Raw genomic sequence first — 16,458 nt, 5'->3', positions numbered from 1 at the left:
AAACAAAAAGCCGCGCTAACAATAGCGCGGCTTTTATTTATCTAATATTTAATTAGAGTGCGGTTGGCCTGCGGATTAAGCCTAATAATAAGGCAATAACAGCAATTACCAGCAATACGTGGATAATACCACCTGCCGAATATAGAAAGAAACCTAACGCCCATCCTATTACCAGGATAACCGCTATAATATACAATAGTGAGTTCATAGTTTTTTGTTTTTAGTTAATGTTTTCATAGATATAAGTATAATATCTAATCAGGGTGAAATGTTTTAGCGTTTTTTTAAATAACAAGCCGCTTTATAAAAAGCGGCTTGTTATTAGTTATTCTTTTTCAGTACTGGCTGATTGATTTATACCGCTGGTAGCGATCTGGGTCAACAGGCTATCGCAGTTCTTTTCTTCGCCTAAAGTAGCTTCTAAAAGTTCGACAGCGTCATTATAACCTAACACGCCGGCCGGGGTTCTTAATGTACCGTATGATGCAATTTCATAGTGCTCAATTTTTTGAGCGGCTGATATGATGCCGGCATCGCGGGTAACGCTTCCGTCTTCTGTTTCTTCAACAATTTCATCGCCCTCTTTTAACAGGCCTTCCATTGCTTCGCATTTTACAGCTACAGCTTTTTCGTCTATCGAGCTAAATACTTCTTCTAAACGGCTGATGTGATTATCTGTTTCTGTTTTGTGGGTTAAAATTGCCTCACGTAACTCATCAGAGGTTGCCGCTTTTGCCATTTTTGGCAGAGCTTTGGCTAAATGTTTTTCGGCCCAGTAAATGTCTTTTAATTCGTCAAGAAACAGTTCGTTTAAAGCTGATTCTGTTACATCTGATGTCTGTTCAGGTGCTTTTGATTTTGTGGCCGGCGCTTTTTTAGCCGGAGATTTTGTTGTAGTTGCCATGGTAGATATGTTTTTAGTTTTTCTGTTATGAGAATTACAAACCCAGTGCCACTACTTGCTAATTAATTGAATTTATTAATTACTAACTAATTTTTAAGTATAAAAATATTTATTAAGCCAGATTAAATTTATGTGCTAACTGTTGTGATTATTAAACACTATGTATCTAAATCAGTAATTGATTATGCTCCTTTTTTAGTTTTCAAACTTTCCATCAATTGATCATAAAGATCCGTACCTGATGTTTTATGCGGCTTCATTTTTTTAACGGTAGCGCGTTTGCCTTTTGATTTGGCTTCGATGATTTTCAACAGCGAATCATTATACTCATCTTTAAATTTGGATACATCAAACTTTTCTGAATACTGGTCTATCAGTGCAAGCCCCATATCCAGTTCTCTTTTACTGATGTCCATATCTTTGGCTATTTCCGTGTCCTCGGTATCGCGGATTTGCTGCCCAAAACGAATGCGGGTGACTACCAGTACATTTTTAACGGGGTGCACAATGCAAAGGCTTTCGGTACTGCGCAGTACAAAGCGGGCAAGGCCCGCTTTTTTGATTTGATGAGTGCCTGTAATAATAGGCCGTAAGCTTTGTTATTTTTGGTATCGGGTTCGGTGTAGTATGATGTTTCGTAAAACATGGGGTTAACCTCATCAACATCAACAAAACTTTCAATAGTAATGACTTTACTTTTTTCTGGAGCGGCATCTTCAAAATCATGCTCATCCATGATCACGTACTCATCATCTACTTTATAGCCCTTTACTATTTTATCAAAAGGCACTTCTTTTTTGTATGCTCGTTTACGCGTTGGTAACGGATGCGCGAATGATCGCGGCTATCCAGCATATCAAAATCAAGCGAAGTAGTTTGTACGGCCGAGAACAGCTTTACAGGGATGCTCACCAAACCAAAACCAATTGAACCTTTCCAGATAGATCTCATAGCTAAATATTTATATAGCTATAACTTAAAAAAAAGCTAAAGGGTTTTAACGGGCTGTATTGTTTGGCAGCTACAGCATCTTCCCTATCGTATTATCAAAACCTTTTTGGCATAAACCTTTGCGCCCAGCATAGCTTTTAATATATACGTACCCGGCGGTAAATTACCTACATTAATTACCGTGCTAAAGTTACCTGCCGCCGCGGCCTGGGTTTTAGTGTAAGCTACACTGCCATTACTCCTTATTAACGATAATGTTAGCTCATTAGCGGTTTTGGCCACAAAAACTACGTTTAATTGCTTGCTTGCGGGTTCAGGGAAGGTAACCAGCTTAATATCGGTATCTGTACCGGGATGAAGCGCTATAACCGCGTACGCAAAATTATCTGACGGTACCGCACAGCCCGTACTTGTTGTGGCAGTTACCTTGTAATTACCACTTTGCAGCGCGTCGTAAGTCTTACCGGTTGCGCCCTCAATTATATTACCATCCAAATACCACTGGTTGCCTGTTGAAAAACTGGAAGTTAACGTAGTACCGGCTTGGGTTATTGTTGGTTTGGACAGGCTTACCGGTAATCGTGCAACTGATGCGCAACCCGCGCTTTTTAACTTGATATCATACAGGTAGTAATAAAACTGCCGGTAATAAGTAGTGTCGGTACCGGTAGCAGGCACAGCATCATTACGTTCAATGCTAAACAAATTACCCACTTTAAACGGGTAACCCGTTACGCCGGTATTGTTACGAAATAAAGTAACAGTAGCGTCGTAAACCGGGGTTATGGTGTAGTTGCCGGCTGCCGGTAATAAAAGGTTAAGGTTATAAACCCTTCCCTGATCGTTAGGATCATCAGTTAGCGCGCCGGCGGCAGGATTACTGCGCGTAGCAGCAGCGTTTATGGTTGTAGTGGCTACAATTTGCCCGTTTGCATTAGTAACATTAAAAGTTATTACTCCCGGGTTTCCAATGTACAATCGCGCGCTTTGAATGATCATCGGTACCGCCGTGTAAACATTTATAGCCGGCGAAAACTGGTTATACCCGCCACCCGAAAAAACATTTTTAGTGGCAGGGCCAACCGTACCGGTAAAATCATTAAGGCCGGCATAATAAGTATCATTAACCGGCGCTACCGTAGTTTTTACAGACGAGCCATAAGCAATTGGCAAAGCGTCGGCGATGTTTTTATACCAGAACAAAGTACCGTCGCCGCTGCCTGATAGTTGATACTGGTTATTATTTATACAATAGTACGCACTTAAGCTAAGCGGTGCCCCGGGAGTGGTTATAACCGCGGTCTGCGAAACCTGATTATTACCGGCAATAGGGTCATTTGCCAAGGCGGTAGCAGCGGTGACAGTATAAGTTGCGCCTGAAGTAAAGTTAAAGGTGTTGCTAAGCGTAAAATTATCCTCCTGCAACGGGGTAAGTGTTGCTGTATAAGTTTCGCTTATGGTAGTTACTGTATTATCAGCCGCCGTTATAGTAACCGTTACCGGGATGTTTGTAATTGCCGCCCCACCATAATTTTTTATAGTTACGGTAATAGCGGTATTACCATTACAGGTACCTGTTGCCAGCGGGTTAACAATAGCTTTTATACCGGCATCGGTACTGGTTTTATTGAATATCACCCTGTAATCCCGGGTTTCGCCTTTTGCATAGGTGCCGCAGGGCTGTATAGTTGTAGCGTCGTTGGTTTCAGTTAATACCACGCGCATTAAACTATAATTGCCGGGGATAACCGTAGTGGGCACGGTAATATTAGTACTATAGGTACCCGTAGCGTTTATAATATTGGTAGTGGCAACCAGCTCGCCGGCATCAAAAATGCCGTTACCGTCCCAATCAATAAATATTTTAGCTGCCTTATTAAAATTAGCCCCGCAGGTACCCAAAGTAATACTCAGCGGGTAAGTTTTGCCTTGCTCTAACTGGGCGGTCAGGTTGGTATAATCACTGTAAGAAGTACAGCCTGTAGCGGGTGTATTGTTAATGTTTGATAGGGTAAGATTATTAACTCTCGAGTCGGCTGTTGATGCAGGTGCCGAGGCGCAATAAGGCGCACCGCCAACGCCCGTAACTATTAACGAATAAGGCTGTGAGCCCGATTGTAACGTACCCTTATGCGACACTACGATGGTATAACTTTTACCGGGAGTGGCGTTAGCAATAAATACCTGCTCAATATTATCCCGAATGTTATCGCCCTTTGTTGCCGCGACTGATGGATTCAACACATCTAACACCCATGGCGCATTAACTGTTGAGCCATCATTTACCCGCACATCAAGATCGTTAACTAATTTTGGGGTGCGGCTATTAATTACACCATCAGTCGTTGCTGTACCCTGTGGGTCTGTCCATGCTATGGTAGCCACTAAGGGCCCGCTGCCCGATGCAAGTATGGTAAGCGTTTGGGGTTGCCCTTGTAACAGTGTACTTTCCTTAATTAAGCTTTTGGTGTTATTATCGGTAATTACCTGCGTGGCTTTTGGCATATTTAGCAATCCCCAGCCATAAATATAATCAGGGCCAACGTTTCCGGCATCAATTGCGGTATGGCAGGCCAGGGCCTTTAAAGTAGCCGAGCGCATAAACGCGCCGCTGTTTTTTTGAGCGTAATACTCCTGCAATAAAAGTAACGAGCCTGTAACATTTGGCGCGGCAAAGGATGTACCATCCTCTGCGCTGTAAGCTGTAGCGCTGGTGCTGCTGGTTGATAAAACGTTCACACCGTTGGCCACAACATCCGGTTTAATACGGCCATCATCCGTAGGGCCAATGCTGCTGAAGGATGCTATTTTAATATCGGTACTGCTGGCTGGGCCATTTGGTAATGGATTTACCGCGCCCACGGTTAATATATTTTTTGCTGTAGCTGTTGTGGGTATAATGTCATAGCCCGTATTGCTGCTTATGGTTGCGGGGCGCGGGCCTTTATTGATAAAGGTGGGATTGGTGCGGCTTGTATATCCGTAATAGGTTGACCCAACTGCCGGCCCGCCATATGCCCGGTTATTACCCGATGATGTAACAATTAAATAATAGGGCGCATTATAGGCTATTTTATCATACGCAGAAGTGCGTGTATCATAAAATCCAAATGTATAGTCGACGGTGTCACCCGGTAAACCATACCACTCCCATCTTGACTGGATATCATTAAAATCCCATCCTGCTACATCGCCATATGAGTGATTAGAAAGCAACAAGGTTGATGCAGCGCGGCTCATTTCGGTTACATCATTATTAAAATCATAGGATGAAAGGGTATTCATGTTATAGGCCATCCCCTGCGCAGCGGCATATATACCTTTTGATATCAATACACCCGCAACGTGGGTAGAGTGGTCTGCAACTGTTGCAGTATCCTTAAGCGATATGGCTTTGCCGGCAAATTCTGGTGTGCTTTATAAACCCAGCCACCATCCCACATAGCCAATTTATTATTCAAAAAAGTGCTTGATCCGGTTAAACTGAGTCCGGTAGTACCTCCGGGCTGTACCTGGTTAGTACCGGTAGTAGCCTGCGATGGCGTGTTGCCATGTGTGGTTAAGTATTTGGGGAACCCAAGGTTATTTAAGCCTTGCAAAGCTACCACGCCGCCATTACGGGTGCGCCTGTTAGTTATCCATCCGCGTGAGAAAGCTTGTGAAAAAGCCCGCTGGTGACTTTTTTGATAGGATGTATCAGCTACCGAAGAAATGTTATTAAGCGCTTTTTTTTTGGCATCTGTAACTAATATTTGCTGCCCGGAAACCTGGCACGCAATTATCATCAAAAAACACAAAATCGCCCCGCGGTAAGCTTTATTCATATATCTTTTAAAAATTGCGTTTAGGTTATAAAATAACTAAACAAGTTTCAACATTTTAAATCATTTAATATAATTTTTTAGTCTAAACGACTACTTTTTATCGATGAAATTTTAATTGCCTGTTAAACACAACATGTTTAAACAAAACCGGAGTAAGATAAATTGCCCCATAATCAATAACTGTCACGCTTTTTGACAAGCGAATATTCATCTCATTGAGTGTAAAATATTCCCCAATATGGGGTATATTTTTCTACGCGTTAATTTACTTTTTCAAGAGAACAAAACTACGCCGGTAAAATCACTCACGAATAGCTCAGTACTAAGGCATTAAGTACTAAAAAGCACTAATAGCATAATTTTTGCTTCAGTGTGGGGAAATAGCAGCGCACAGTTGAAAAAACTATTGGTTAAATATTTAATTTCCACATTACTTATTATTAGCTGCTTTGCTAATACCAACAATACTTTTGGGCAAACGGTAAATATTACCAGTGCAAACAGTATCAGCACTAATGGTATTACCGCAGGCTCACTAGTACGCGGGCAAACAAATGTTGTATTATTTGGTTTCAACGTAGCTGTTTCCGGTGGCAATGTTAATTTTACAGCTTTTACCCTAAATGGCGGCGTAGGTGGATTATTTACCAATGGCCGGTTATATAAAACACCGGCACATGGTTCAACTTTTGCCAGCGCTACTATCGTAGCTGGCGCCTCTGTTTCTATCGTTAACAATAATCCGCAGATCCAGTCAATCAATGAAAGTATAAATAATACCGATTATACTTATTTTGTTGTTGCCGATCTGCTCCCCAGCTATGGAACATTACCTAATACCGTTCAATACAGTTTTGGCCCGGCAAATTGGTCATACAGTGCAAGCTTTAACGGGGTAAGCTTTTCATGTATAAATCCAACAGTTACATTTGCACCAAATACAACCGGTGTAAACGCGTCATCAAGCCTGTACTACGGGCAAACAAGCGTTGTATTAATGGGGGTTGATGTAAGTATTAGTGGTGGTACGGCTACTACAACAAGTGCTTTCTTACATTTTTCGACAACTACCGCTAATCCATTCTTATATTTTCCGGCCGCAAATATTGAAATATGGCGATCTACTTCCGGTTCCTTTGCTACCGCATCAAAAATAACTGCGACTATTAATCAAGCCCCGAACACTATCACAGCAGATCTGGGTGGCAACGTTACAATAAACGCAGGAACAACACTTACGTATTATTTAGTTGCTAATTTTACAGGCTCAACTACGGGGCCTCCTTCATCATTTACAGTTGATTTTATTAAGCTATATAGTAACAACGGCGGAACCACCTATACTAACGCATCAGCAACCACCAGTAAAACTTATACGCTTACAGCAGGCTCTGCCACTTTTACAAATAATAATTTCACATCCAGCGGTATAACAGGCGGTAATATATCATACGGACAAACCGGTATTGTGCTTTTTAGCTTTGGCGTAAGTGTGCAAGCTAATGCAACTATTTCAAGTATGTACATTCCTTGTACTACTAATATGGGGCAGTATTTAAATAATACAACCGCTAAGTTATACCGTTCTACAACAACAAGTTTCGCTAATGCTACCGTTGTTTCGGGTGCAATTTTTAACTATAATGGCGGAGTAAGCGGCGTACCTATAACAGGGCTTAGTGAGGCATTTACGGCAGCCTCGCCAGCTACGTATTACTATTTTATAGTTGCAGACCTTAACGCCACTGCCAGTTTCCCAACGCCATTAACTTTTAATTTCAGCCTATCAAGCGGGCAATCTACAGCAGCCCTTACAGCTACAAACGGAAGTACATATAACAGCGGCAGCACAATAACCGGCCAATCTTTTAGTATTGTTACTACTTATGACTGGGTGGGGAAATACGGCAGCAGCTGGACAGATCTGCGTAATTTTAACCCTTTTAATAGTGGGGCTGATGTTACTACCTTACCTGATGCTACTATTACAGTTTTAGTTGGTGTAAATAAAGCATTTACAACTGCACCAATAATTCCGGGTACAACAATAGGTGGCTTGTCTATAAAGATGCAACCGTAACAATTACCGGCGGCACTGTTACGGTAGTTAAAAATTTAAATATAAGCGGCACCACATCAACAATTACCGGTGCTAATGACTTATCTGTGGGCGGCGACCTTATTAATCCTTCAGGTTCGACGCTGCAATTAACGGGCAGTGGTGCAGTATCTATAGGAGGCATTACCACTAATTCAGGTACAATAACAAAATCAGCTACCGGCAATACCACCTTTACCGGCATAGTAACCAATGCACTTACGGGCACTATCAATCAAAGCGCTACAAGTGGTACCATGACCTTTGATGCTGCTGCGGGGCAGGCTAATTTGGGCACTATAAATCAAACCAGCGGTGGCAATATTGTTTTTTCTGGGGCGCTGAATAATAGCGGCTCTATTTTACAATCAAACACAGGCACAGGCACGCTGGGTGTTACCGGTGTATTAACTAATTCTGGTACTATAACAAAAAGCGGTACCGGTGCATTTACGTTTACCGCCACCGGCGCAACCAACAGTTCGGCAGGTACCATAACAAATGGCAATGCAACAGGAGGGATAAATTTCACTAACAGCTTTGACAATTCGGGCGCTTTAAAACCAACCACCGGCCCTGTTACAGTAAATGGTATATTCACCAATACTTCTACCGGGGTTGTTACAATTGGTTCCGGTACGCTTACTCTTAATTCTACCACCCCATCCAACGCTGGAACAATTACAAGCACCGGCTTAATTGATATCAATGGTAGTACCTCATTCACCAATAGCGGCACTATTAATATAACAAGTGGTACAACTACCATTTCAAGCCCTACTTTCACCAATACGTCTGCAGGAATATTTACTTCGGCCGGCAATGTAAACTTTGATGGAGCCATCGCTCAAGCTATAAATAATAACAACACCTCAACTGCTATCATTTTTAAAGACCTGGTTTTAAGCGGTGGCGCATTTACAAAAACATTAGGCGGCACCGGCAAATTCAGGATATCAAGTACAGGTTCAATAGAATTTACCACTCCAAACACCATACTTGCGGCAGGCACAGCAATACTAACATTAAGCTCGGATGCCAACGGGTCATCAACTGTAAAAACACTATTAGCAGGCAATAGCATTACAGGCACAGTAAATGTTGAGCGATATTTAACGGGTGGTGATAGTTATAGCCGTGGTTACCGCTTGTTATCGTCACCTGTTTCAGTATCAAACAGCAGTTTAATACTCCCGAATTTAAGCTATATAAAAACTCTGCTTATTTATCAGGTACCGGTGGTACCACCAATGGATTTGATGTTACCGGTAACCCAACCTTATATTTTTACCGCGAAAACTTAAAGCCAAGCAGCGCTAATTTTACAGCCGGGAATTTCCGCGGTGTCAGTAAAATAAATACCGGTTCATCTTTTACAATTGATGGTGATCCGGGTACATTTAGTTTGCCGGCGGGTAATGGCTTCTTATTCTTTTTCAGAGGTAACCGTGCAACAAATGCAAGTACTTCAATAACCGCAATTGCCGACCCGGTTACACTAACATCAACCGGATATTTGAACCAGGAGACATTACTGTTAATCACTGGACAGGGGCCGCTTCAAGCGGAAAATTACTTTACACTAATACTTCAGGTAATAATTTAATACGTGGCTATAATCTGGTAGGAAACCCTTACGCAAGTTCTATCGACTGGGACAAGGTTAATCAAAATCATGTAAGCAACACTGGTAACATTATGTACATATATAATCCTAAGTTAAAGGTTTATGCTACCTATATTGCGGGCCTTGGTGGTGTGGGTAGTAATTTTACAGGACTAACGGGCACGGCTAATATTATACCCAGCGGACAAGGATTTTTTGTAGTTGCTCAAAATCAAAATGCCTCTATTACTTTTTCAGAGGATGATAAGGTTTCATCACAAGTTACCGCATCAGACTTATCATTAGCTTCAGCTGCTGACTCTTTAGATGTGCCGCGTTATTTGCGTGTACAGTTATTTAAAGATTCATTAAATCAGGAAGATGCGCTTGTGTTTTTTAAAAATAGTACTCAGGCAACTTACAGCGTAACTGAGGATGCTAAATATTTAAAAGGCAATAGCCCGGTAAATATCTCTACCCAATCAAGTGACAATGTTAGCCTTGCGATTAACCAACAGGCGTTTCCGCAAAAACGTCAACTTATACCTTTAAATGTGACCATTACCAGTAACGGCACTTATAAATTAAGGATGCCCGAGGTAAAAAACATTCCCTTAATGTATGATGTATGGTTGTTGGATAGATATAAAAAAGATTCGCTGGATATCAAACACAATCCAAGTTACAGCTTTATTGCCAATGTGGCCGATACCAATAGCTTTGGTTCAAAACGATTTACCCCGGTGTTACGCCCCAATCCATCGTTAACGGTACATTTATTAAACTTCACCGGCACAAAAACAGCTACGCAGGTTAAATTAACCTGGACGGCAGAAAATGAATCATCATACACACGATATATCCTTGAGCGTAGTATTGATGGTGGTAAAAAGTTCAGCACCCTTGATTCTTTAACATCAGCTAACCCGGGTGTTTATAATGATCTGGATCCAAATCCTGTTAAAGGGCAAAACCTATATCGTTTAAAACAAATAGACCTAACAGGGAATATTTCTTATTCGAGCATTATACCGGTAATGTATGCCGACAATGTTGTAAATAATATTACAGCCAATTTGATAAGTGTATACCCTAATCCGGTTAAATCAATGTTAAACTTAACTGTAACACCGGCTACTACCGCGACCGCCAATTATAAAATTACCATAACAAATACTACAGGTAGTTTGATAAAATCATCAACATCAAATAATCCCACCTGGCAAGGGGATGTTAGCGCTTTGTCGCCAGGGGACTTATTTCATTCAAGTAACAAATATTATATCTAATACAGTAACCGGCAAAAGCACCTTTATTAAAATGTAACCAAGAGTTACACCTATTGGCTGTAAAGACCAAATAGTACACAACCTTATATGATAAAAAAATCAATACTCACTTTATTATTTTTAGTTATAAATACAACTATACTGCTAGCTCAGGGCCCGTTACCCGGAGGCGACTGTTCAGATCCTGATGACCCGGCTTGCATGCCTATTGATAATGGCGTTATTATTTTTGCTATTGGTGCTTTGATAGTTACTACATTATACTTGCGCCGCAAGCAAATAATAAGTATTAATAGTTAAAATAGTTGTCAATAATATTATTTTCAAAGCATTAATTAATTTAAACTACTTGTTTTAATATGTATTCTTTTTATCGGCTTCCGGCCTTTCTTTTTCGTTTTACTATCGTTAAAAAGCCCGGCCACAGCAACTGTAACACCAGCAAGCCAGGGCACAGGCATTTCTGCGGATAAATCTTCTGGTAGCGGCGCTGCAGCTTTTACTGCGCTTGGTGATATTGTAATTAGCAGTGGTGCAGCAGCCGATTTTACCATCGGTACTAATGTGACGCTGGTTCTTACGGCACCGGCAAATTGGCAATTTCAAGCCGGCGCAGGGGCAGCAACTGGGGCAGGTAACATAAGTGTAAGTTCTACGGTTGTAACCGGTACAACTATTACCATTACTTATACAGCCGGTGCAAACCTTACAGGAAATAAAATAACCATAAGCGGCCTATTAGTGCAAGCTACGGCTCAAACCGTTTTAGCATCAGCAAATATAGTTCGCAGCGCTACCAGCACAGGTAGTATTGCCGGGGTTTCGGGGAGTACAAATTTTGGCTCGTTATCACAGATAGGCGGTGCGTATGTAAAATTACAATTATTATTACCCGGCGAAACGGCTGCACCAGCAACAGTTTCCGGTAAAACAGGCACTCCAAACACCCCTGTAGCAGGTACTCAATTTAACGTTATTGTAAACGCTGTTGATGCTAACTGGAACGTAACAGCAAGTACCAATACAATAGCCATTACCGCATCAAACTTAAATGTTACTTTGCCCGCCAATGCTGCTTTAGTAGCAGGCACAAAAATTTTGCTGTTACTTTAAAAACCGCAGGAGTGGCACAAACCATAACAGCTACTGATAATATCAGTACGCTTACCGCTACTTCACCTTCTGTAACACCAAATGCAGGCGCATTTAATAAAATGCAAATATTACTACCGGGTGAAAGCGCAGCACCCGGAACAACGCTGGGGAAAACAGGCACGCTGGCAGCCCGGGTAGCAGGCATATCATTTAATGTAATTGTAAACGCAGTTGATGCTAACTGGAATTTGGTTGCCTCTGTTACAGACGTGGCACACCGGCATCAAGCGATGCAAACGCTGTACTACCTGCTGACGCAGCACTTGTAGCAGGCACCCAAACCTTTAATGTAACTTTAAAAACAGCAGCATCCAAAACAATTACGGCAAGCGATGTTACCACACCTGCCAGGGACAGCTAACACAAGCACGCCGGTTGTAGTAGGCAGTGCTGCGTTTGTAAAAATGCAAATACTTATGCCCGGCGAAACTGCTGCACCCGGATCTGCCACCGGAAAAACCGGTACACCAACAGCCCGTACGGCCGGAACCGCATTTACAATAATAGTAAACGCTGTTGATGCCTATTGGAACAAAGTACCAACCGTTACTGATATGGTACACATTGCAACAACCGATGCTAATGGCGTGGTACCTGCAGACATAGCCCTTGCTAACGGTACAATGACTTTTACTAATAAAGTTACCTTAAAGACACCCGTTACAACTACAACTATAACAGTTACTGATGTAACCGACGGTGCAAAAACGGCTGACACCAGCCCCGCGCTTACGGTTAATGTCGGCGCATTTGTTAAACTTCAAATTTTATTAACTGGCGAAACTGCCGCGCCGGGAACAACTGCAGGTAAAACTGGTACACCAACTGCACAGGTTGCAGGTGCAACCATAAACGTTACTGTAAACGCTGTAGATAATGTTTGGAATGTAATTACCAGCGCTACAGACGTTGTACATTTTGCCTCCACCGATGTAAACGCTGATCTTCCCGCAAACACAGCATTAGTTGGAGGTACTATAAATTTAACTGCTACTGTTAAAACAGCTGGCTCAAGAACAATTACGGTCACTGACGTTACCAATCCTGCTAAAACTAATAATACAAGCGGATCTGTTACAGTATCAGCAGGAGCTTTTGTTAAATTACAATTATTGTTACCCGGCGAAACAGCTGCGGCAGGCACAGCTACCGGAAAAACGGGTACACCAAGTGTTGCATCGGCGGGTACTCCCTTAGCCGTAACGGTAAACGCAGTAGACGCGTATTGGAATAAAAAGTAACATCCGTTACAGATTTTGTACAGTTTACAACAACGGATGGCAATGGCGTAATGCCTGCTAACACACAATTAGCGTTAGGAACAAAAAGTTTTACGACTACTAATGGCCCTAATTTAAAAACACCGGGGATACAAACTATTACCGTTGCTGATTTTACCGACGGCGCAAAAACGGCTAATACCAGCCCGTCAATAACAGTAAATGTTGGTGGCTTTACTAAATTACAGCTGCTATTACCCGGCGAAAACGCCGCGCCAGGTACAACTACGGGTAAAACCGGTACACCTACTACTCCTGTAGCAGGCACACCAATTACACTTACGGTAAATGCGGTTGATGCTGCACGGAATGTGGTAACCACTGCTACAGATGTAGTTAATATTTCCTCGAATGACATTAACGCGGTTTTACCAGCAAATGCAGCACTGGTTTCGGGCACAAAGACTTTTAGTTTCACATTTAGAACAGCTACTACTACCCGTACTATTACTGCTACTGACGTTACTAATGGTGCAAAATTATCAGTGCCAATCCTTCTATGACGGTTGCCGCCGGCGTTATATACACAGCTTCAGGTATTACTTCCCAGCGAATCTGCTGCGCCGGGCACCATTGACGGAAAGTCAGGTACAGCTAGCCCGCCAGCCCGGGGTACCGCTTTTAACATAATAGCTTAATGCCTGCTTCAATCTGGTTAGTTCAATAACACATACAGTAACCATTACATCCACAGATGCGGGCGCCACCTTACCGACACCAACCGCTTTGGTAAACGGCACAAAACAACTAAACGTAAAAATTAGTTTACATCGGTAATTACATTCCATTGCATTGCTGATACTGTAACAGATCCGCTTGTATTATTAGTTTTAGCTTGGTACCATTGCGTTTACAGTAACGTTTATGGTTGCACCTGCAACCTGTGCAGTAAGTGTACCAGTTTTACCTGCAGTTGTTCCCGGCGCGCAGTTTCGCCAGTTAATAAAATTTGAAGTTTAACAAATGCGCCGACATTAACCGTAAGCGCGGGGCTGGTGTCAGCCGTTTTTGCACCGTCGATTACATCAGTAATGTTATAGTTGTAGTTGTAACGGGTGTCTTTAAGGTAACTTTATTAGTAAAAGTCATTGTACCGTTAGCAAGGGCTATGTCTGCAGGTACCACGCCATTAGCATCGGTTGTTGCAATGTGTACCATATCAGTAACGGTTGGTACTTTGTTCCAATAGGCATCAACAGCGTTTACTATTATTGTAAATGCGGTTCCGGCCGTACGGGCTGTTGGTGTACCGGTTTTCCGGTGGCAGATCCGGGTGCAGCAGTTTCGCCGGGCATAAGTATTTGCATTTTTACAAACGCAGCACTGCCTACTACAACCGGCGTGCTTGTGTTAATAACCTGGCAGGTGTGGTAACATCGCTTGCCGTAATTGTTTTTGGATGCTGCTGTTTTTAAAGTTACATTAAAGGTTTGGGTGCCTGCTACAAGTGCTGCGTCAGCAGGTAGTACAGCGTTTGCATCGCTTGATGCCAGGTGTGCCACGTCTGTAACAGAGGCAACCAAATTCAGTTAGCATCAACTGCGTTTACAATTACATTAAATGATATGCCTGCTACCTGGGCTGCCAGCGTGCCTGTTTTTCCCCAGCGTTGTTCCAGGTGCTGCGCTTTCACCGGTAGTAATATTTGCATTTTATTAAATGCGCCTGCATTTGGTGTTACAGAAGGTGAAGTAGCGGTAAGCGTACTGATATTATCAGTAGCTGTTATGGTTTGTGCCACTCCTGCGGTTTTTAAAGTAACAGCAAAAATTTTTGTGCCTGCTACTAAAGCAGCATTGGCGGGCAAAGTAACATTTAAGTTTGATGCGGTAATGGCTATTGTATTGGTACTTGCTGTTACGTTCCAGTTAGCATCAACAGCGTTTACAATAACGTTAAATTGAGTACCTGCTACAGGGGTGTTTGGAGTGCCTGTTTTACCGGAAACTGTTGCTGGTGCAGCCGTTTCGCCGGGTAATAATAATTGTAATTTTACATACGCACCGCCTATCTGTGATAACGAGCCAAAATTTGTACTCCCCGAAACCCCGGCAATACTACCTGTGCTGGTAGCGCTGCGAACTATATTGCTGATGCTAAAACGGTTTGAGCCGTAGCTTGCACTAATAGGCCGCTTATGGTTATTTTATTTCCTGTAAGGTTTGCACCGGCTGTATAAGTAATGGTAATAGTTGTACCGGTTACAACCGTAGAACTTACACTTATGTTACCTGCCCCAGTTGCTGCCCCTGCGCCGGCTTGAAATTGCCAATTTGCCGGTGCCGTAAGAACCAGCGTCACATTAGTACCGATGGTAAAATCGGCTGCTGCACCACTGCTAATTACAATATCACCAAGCGCAGTAAAAGCTGCAGCGCCGCTACCAGAAGATTTATCCGCAGAAATGCCTGTGCCCTGGCTTGCTGGTGTTACAGTTGCTGTGGCCAGGCTTTTTAACGATAGTAAAACGAAAAAAGAAAGGCCGGAAGCCGATAAAAGAATACATATTAAAACAAGTAGTTTAAATTAATTAATGCTTTGAAAATAATATTATTGACAACTATTTTAACTATTAATACTTATTATTTGCTTGCGGCGCAAGTATAATGTAGTAACTATCAAAGCACCAATAGCAAAAATAATAACGCCATTATCAATAGGCATGCAAGCCGGGTCATCAGGATCTGAACAGTCGCCTCCGGGTAACGGGCCCTGAGCTAGCAGTATAGTTGTATTTATAACTAAAAATAATAAAGTGAGTATTGATTTTTTTATCATATAAGGTTGTGTACTATTTGGTCTTTACAGCCAATAGGTGTAACTCTTGGTTACATTTTAATAAAGGTGCTTTTGCCGGTTACTGTATTAGATATAATATTTGTTACTTGAATGAAATAAGTCCCTGGCGACAAAGCGCTAACATCCCCTTGCCAGGTGGGATTATTTGATGTTGATGATTTTATCAAACTACCTGTAGTATTTGTTATGGTAATTTTATAATTGGCGGTCGCGGTAGTAGCCGGTGTTACAGTTAAGTTTAACATTGATTTAACCGGATTAGGGTATACACTTATCAAATTGGCTGTAATATTATTTACAACATTGTCGGCATACATTACCGGTATAATGCTCGAATAAAAATATTCCCTGTTAGGTCTATTTGTTTTAAACGATATAGGTTTTGCCCTTTAACAGGATTTGGATCAGATCATTATAAACACCCAGGTTAGCTGATGTTAAAGAATCAAGGGTGCTGAACTTTTTACCACCATCAATACTACGCTCAAGGATATATCGTGTGTATGATGATTCATTTTCTGCCGTCCAGGTTAATTTAACCTGCGTAGCTCT

The 16,458-nt window shown here is 42.0% G+C and carries 21 protein-coding genes and 1 pseudogene; 9 read left to right on the top strand and 13 right to left on the bottom strand.

What is annotated here, in order from left to right:
• Positions 1 to 52: 52 nt before the first annotated feature.
• The 5 genes and pseudogenes from HK413_RS05790 to HK413_RS05770 form a co-directional block, all read right to left on the bottom strand.
• Complete coding sequence (locus tag HK413_RS05790) at positions 53 to 208, bottom strand: lmo0937 family membrane protein (protein ID WP_175269474.1); 156 nt, start codon at positions 206 to 208, stop codon at positions 53 to 55.
• 117 nt (positions 209 to 325) lie between these two features.
• Positions 326 to 904 (bottom strand): YciE/YciF ferroxidase family protein, encoded by a 579-nt coding sequence (locus HK413_RS05785; protein WP_175269473.1) that lies wholly within the window; start codon positions 902 to 904, stop codon positions 326 to 328.
• A 182-nt stretch (positions 905 to 1,086) separates the two neighbouring features.
• A pseudogene (gene ku, locus HK413_RS22005) lies at positions 1,087 to 1,855 on the bottom strand (non-homologous end joining protein Ku).
• Positions 1,856 to 1,939: 84 nt separating this feature from the next.
• On the bottom strand, positions 1,940 to 5,188 hold the full coding sequence (locus HK413_RS05775) for a S8 family serine peptidase (protein WP_175269472.1): 3,249 nt from the start codon (positions 5,186 to 5,188) through the stop codon (positions 1,940 to 1,942).
• Positions 5,185 to 5,679 (bottom strand): hypothetical protein, encoded by a 495-nt coding sequence (locus tag HK413_RS05770; RefSeq protein WP_217452093.1) that lies wholly within the window; start codon positions 5,677 to 5,679, stop codon positions 5,185 to 5,187. Before HK413_RS05770 ends, HK413_RS05775 begins: the two co-directional genes overlap by 4 nt.
• Before the next feature lie 394 nt (positions 5,680 to 6,073).
• Here HK413_RS05770 and HK413_RS05765 point away from each other — a divergent pair, with 394 nt between their 5' ends.
• Positions 6,074 to 7,759, top strand: coding sequence for a hypothetical protein (locus tag HK413_RS05765; RefSeq protein WP_175269470.1), 1,686 nt, complete (start codon positions 6,074 to 6,076; stop codon positions 7,757 to 7,759).
• Between the two features lie 86 nt (positions 7,760 to 7,845).
• Entirely contained in the window at positions 7,846 to 9,081 is a 1,236-nt protein-coding gene (locus HK413_RS05760) for a beta strand repeat-containing protein (protein ID WP_175269469.1), read from the top strand.
• On the opposite strand, the gene HK413_RS05755 is transcribed toward HK413_RS05760, so the two are convergent.
• Entirely contained in the window at positions 9,065 to 9,322 is a 258-nt protein-coding gene (locus tag HK413_RS05755) for a hypothetical protein (protein ID WP_175269468.1), read from the bottom strand. The two genes, HK413_RS05760 and HK413_RS05755, sit on opposite strands and share 17 nt — an antisense overlap.
• Before the next feature lie 153 nt (positions 9,323 to 9,475).
• Here HK413_RS05755 and HK413_RS05750 point away from each other — a divergent pair, with 153 nt between their 5' ends.
• Entirely contained in the window at positions 9,476 to 10,672 is a 1,197-nt protein-coding gene (locus tag HK413_RS05750; RefSeq protein WP_175269467.1) for a T9SS type A sorting domain-containing protein, read from the top strand.
• A gap of 335 nt (positions 10,673 to 11,007) precedes the next feature.
• On the opposite strand, the gene HK413_RS05745 is transcribed toward HK413_RS05750, so the two are convergent.
• A complete protein-coding gene (locus tag HK413_RS05745; protein ID WP_175269466.1) occupies positions 11,008 to 11,226 on the bottom strand; it encodes a hypothetical protein in 219 nt (72 codons plus the stop codon).
• Between the two features lie 10 nt (positions 11,227 to 11,236).
• On the opposite strand from HK413_RS05745, the gene HK413_RS05740 reads away from it, so the two are divergent.
• The 4 genes from HK413_RS05740 (at position 11,237) to HK413_RS05725 (ending at position 13,610) form a co-directional block, all read left to right on the top strand.
• On the top strand, positions 11,237 to 11,785 hold the full coding sequence (locus HK413_RS05740) for a hypothetical protein (RefSeq protein WP_175269465.1): 549 nt from the start codon (positions 11,237 to 11,239) through the stop codon (positions 11,783 to 11,785).
• Positions 11,786 to 11,796: 11 nt separating this feature from the next.
• The gene (locus HK413_RS05735) at positions 11,797 to 12,096 is read left to right on the top strand and encodes a hypothetical protein (protein ID WP_175269464.1); all 300 of its coding nucleotides are present in this window, start codon (positions 11,797 to 11,799) and stop codon (positions 12,094 to 12,096) included.
• 63 nt (positions 12,097 to 12,159) lie between these two features.
• Positions 12,160 to 13,068: a hypothetical protein gene (locus HK413_RS05730; protein WP_175269463.1), complete on the top strand. Its 909-nt coding sequence runs from the start codon at positions 12,160 to 12,162 to the stop codon at positions 13,066 to 13,068.
• A gap of 50 nt (positions 13,069 to 13,118) precedes the next feature.
• On the top strand, positions 13,119 to 13,610 hold the full coding sequence (locus HK413_RS05725; protein WP_175269462.1) for a hypothetical protein: 492 nt from the start codon (positions 13,119 to 13,121) through the stop codon (positions 13,608 to 13,610).
• Between the two features lie 517 nt (positions 13,611 to 14,127).
• On the opposite strand, the gene HK413_RS05720 is transcribed toward HK413_RS05725, so the two are convergent.
• Genes HK413_RS05720 through HK413_RS05710 form a run of 3 tightly spaced genes read right to left on the bottom strand, consistent with a single transcriptional unit; the run spans position 14,128 to position 14,848 of the window.
• Positions 14,128 to 14,265 carry a hypothetical protein gene (locus HK413_RS05720; RefSeq protein WP_175269461.1) on the bottom strand — a complete coding sequence of 46 codons (138 nt, stop codon included), beginning with the start codon at positions 14,263 to 14,265 and terminating at the stop codon, positions 14,128 to 14,130.
• Positions 14,266 to 14,315: 50 nt separating this feature from the next.
• On the bottom strand, positions 14,316 to 14,609 hold the full coding sequence (locus HK413_RS05715; RefSeq protein WP_175269460.1) for a hypothetical protein: 294 nt from the start codon (positions 14,607 to 14,609) through the stop codon (positions 14,316 to 14,318).
• Positions 14,610 to 14,632: 23 nt separating this feature from the next.
• Complete coding sequence (locus HK413_RS05710; protein ID WP_175269459.1) at positions 14,633 to 14,848, bottom strand: hypothetical protein; 216 nt, start codon at positions 14,846 to 14,848, stop codon at positions 14,633 to 14,635.
• 34 nt (positions 14,849 to 14,882) lie between these two features.
• On the opposite strand from HK413_RS05710, the gene HK413_RS19410 reads away from it, so the two are divergent.
• On the top strand, positions 14,883 to 15,011 hold the full coding sequence (locus tag HK413_RS19410; protein WP_262886802.1) for a hypothetical protein: 129 nt from the start codon (positions 14,883 to 14,885) through the stop codon (positions 15,009 to 15,011).
• Positions 15,012 to 15,189: 178 nt separating this feature from the next.
• Here the strand turns inward: HK413_RS19410 and HK413_RS05705 are convergent, their stop codons facing one another.
• A complete protein-coding gene (locus HK413_RS05705) occupies positions 15,190 to 15,408 on the bottom strand; it encodes a hypothetical protein (protein WP_175269458.1) in 219 nt (72 codons plus the stop codon).
• A 10-nt stretch (positions 15,409 to 15,418) separates the two neighbouring features.
• Between HK413_RS05705 and HK413_RS05700 the strand changes: the two genes are divergently transcribed.
• On the top strand, positions 15,419 to 15,637 hold the full coding sequence (locus HK413_RS05700) for a hypothetical protein (RefSeq protein WP_175269457.1): 219 nt from the start codon (positions 15,419 to 15,421) through the stop codon (positions 15,635 to 15,637).
• 298 nt (positions 15,638 to 15,935) lie between these two features.
• On the opposite strand, the gene HK413_RS05695 is transcribed toward HK413_RS05700, so the two are convergent.
• Together HK413_RS05695 and HK413_RS05690 are read right to left on the bottom strand one after the other, a co-directional pair.
• The gene (locus tag HK413_RS05695) at positions 15,936 to 16,223 is read right to left on the bottom strand and encodes a T9SS type A sorting domain-containing protein (protein ID WP_175269456.1); all 288 of its coding nucleotides are present in this window, start codon (positions 16,221 to 16,223) and stop codon (positions 15,936 to 15,938) included.
• A gap of 49 nt (positions 16,224 to 16,272) precedes the next feature.
• Positions 16,273 to 16,458 (bottom strand): hypothetical protein (locus HK413_RS05690; RefSeq protein WP_175269455.1); only part of this gene is annotated, 186 nt, incomplete at its 5' end.

The sequence above is a fragment of the Mucilaginibacter humi genome (assembly GCF_013087555.1).
This window is presented reverse-complemented; position numbering and strand designations above follow the sequence as displayed.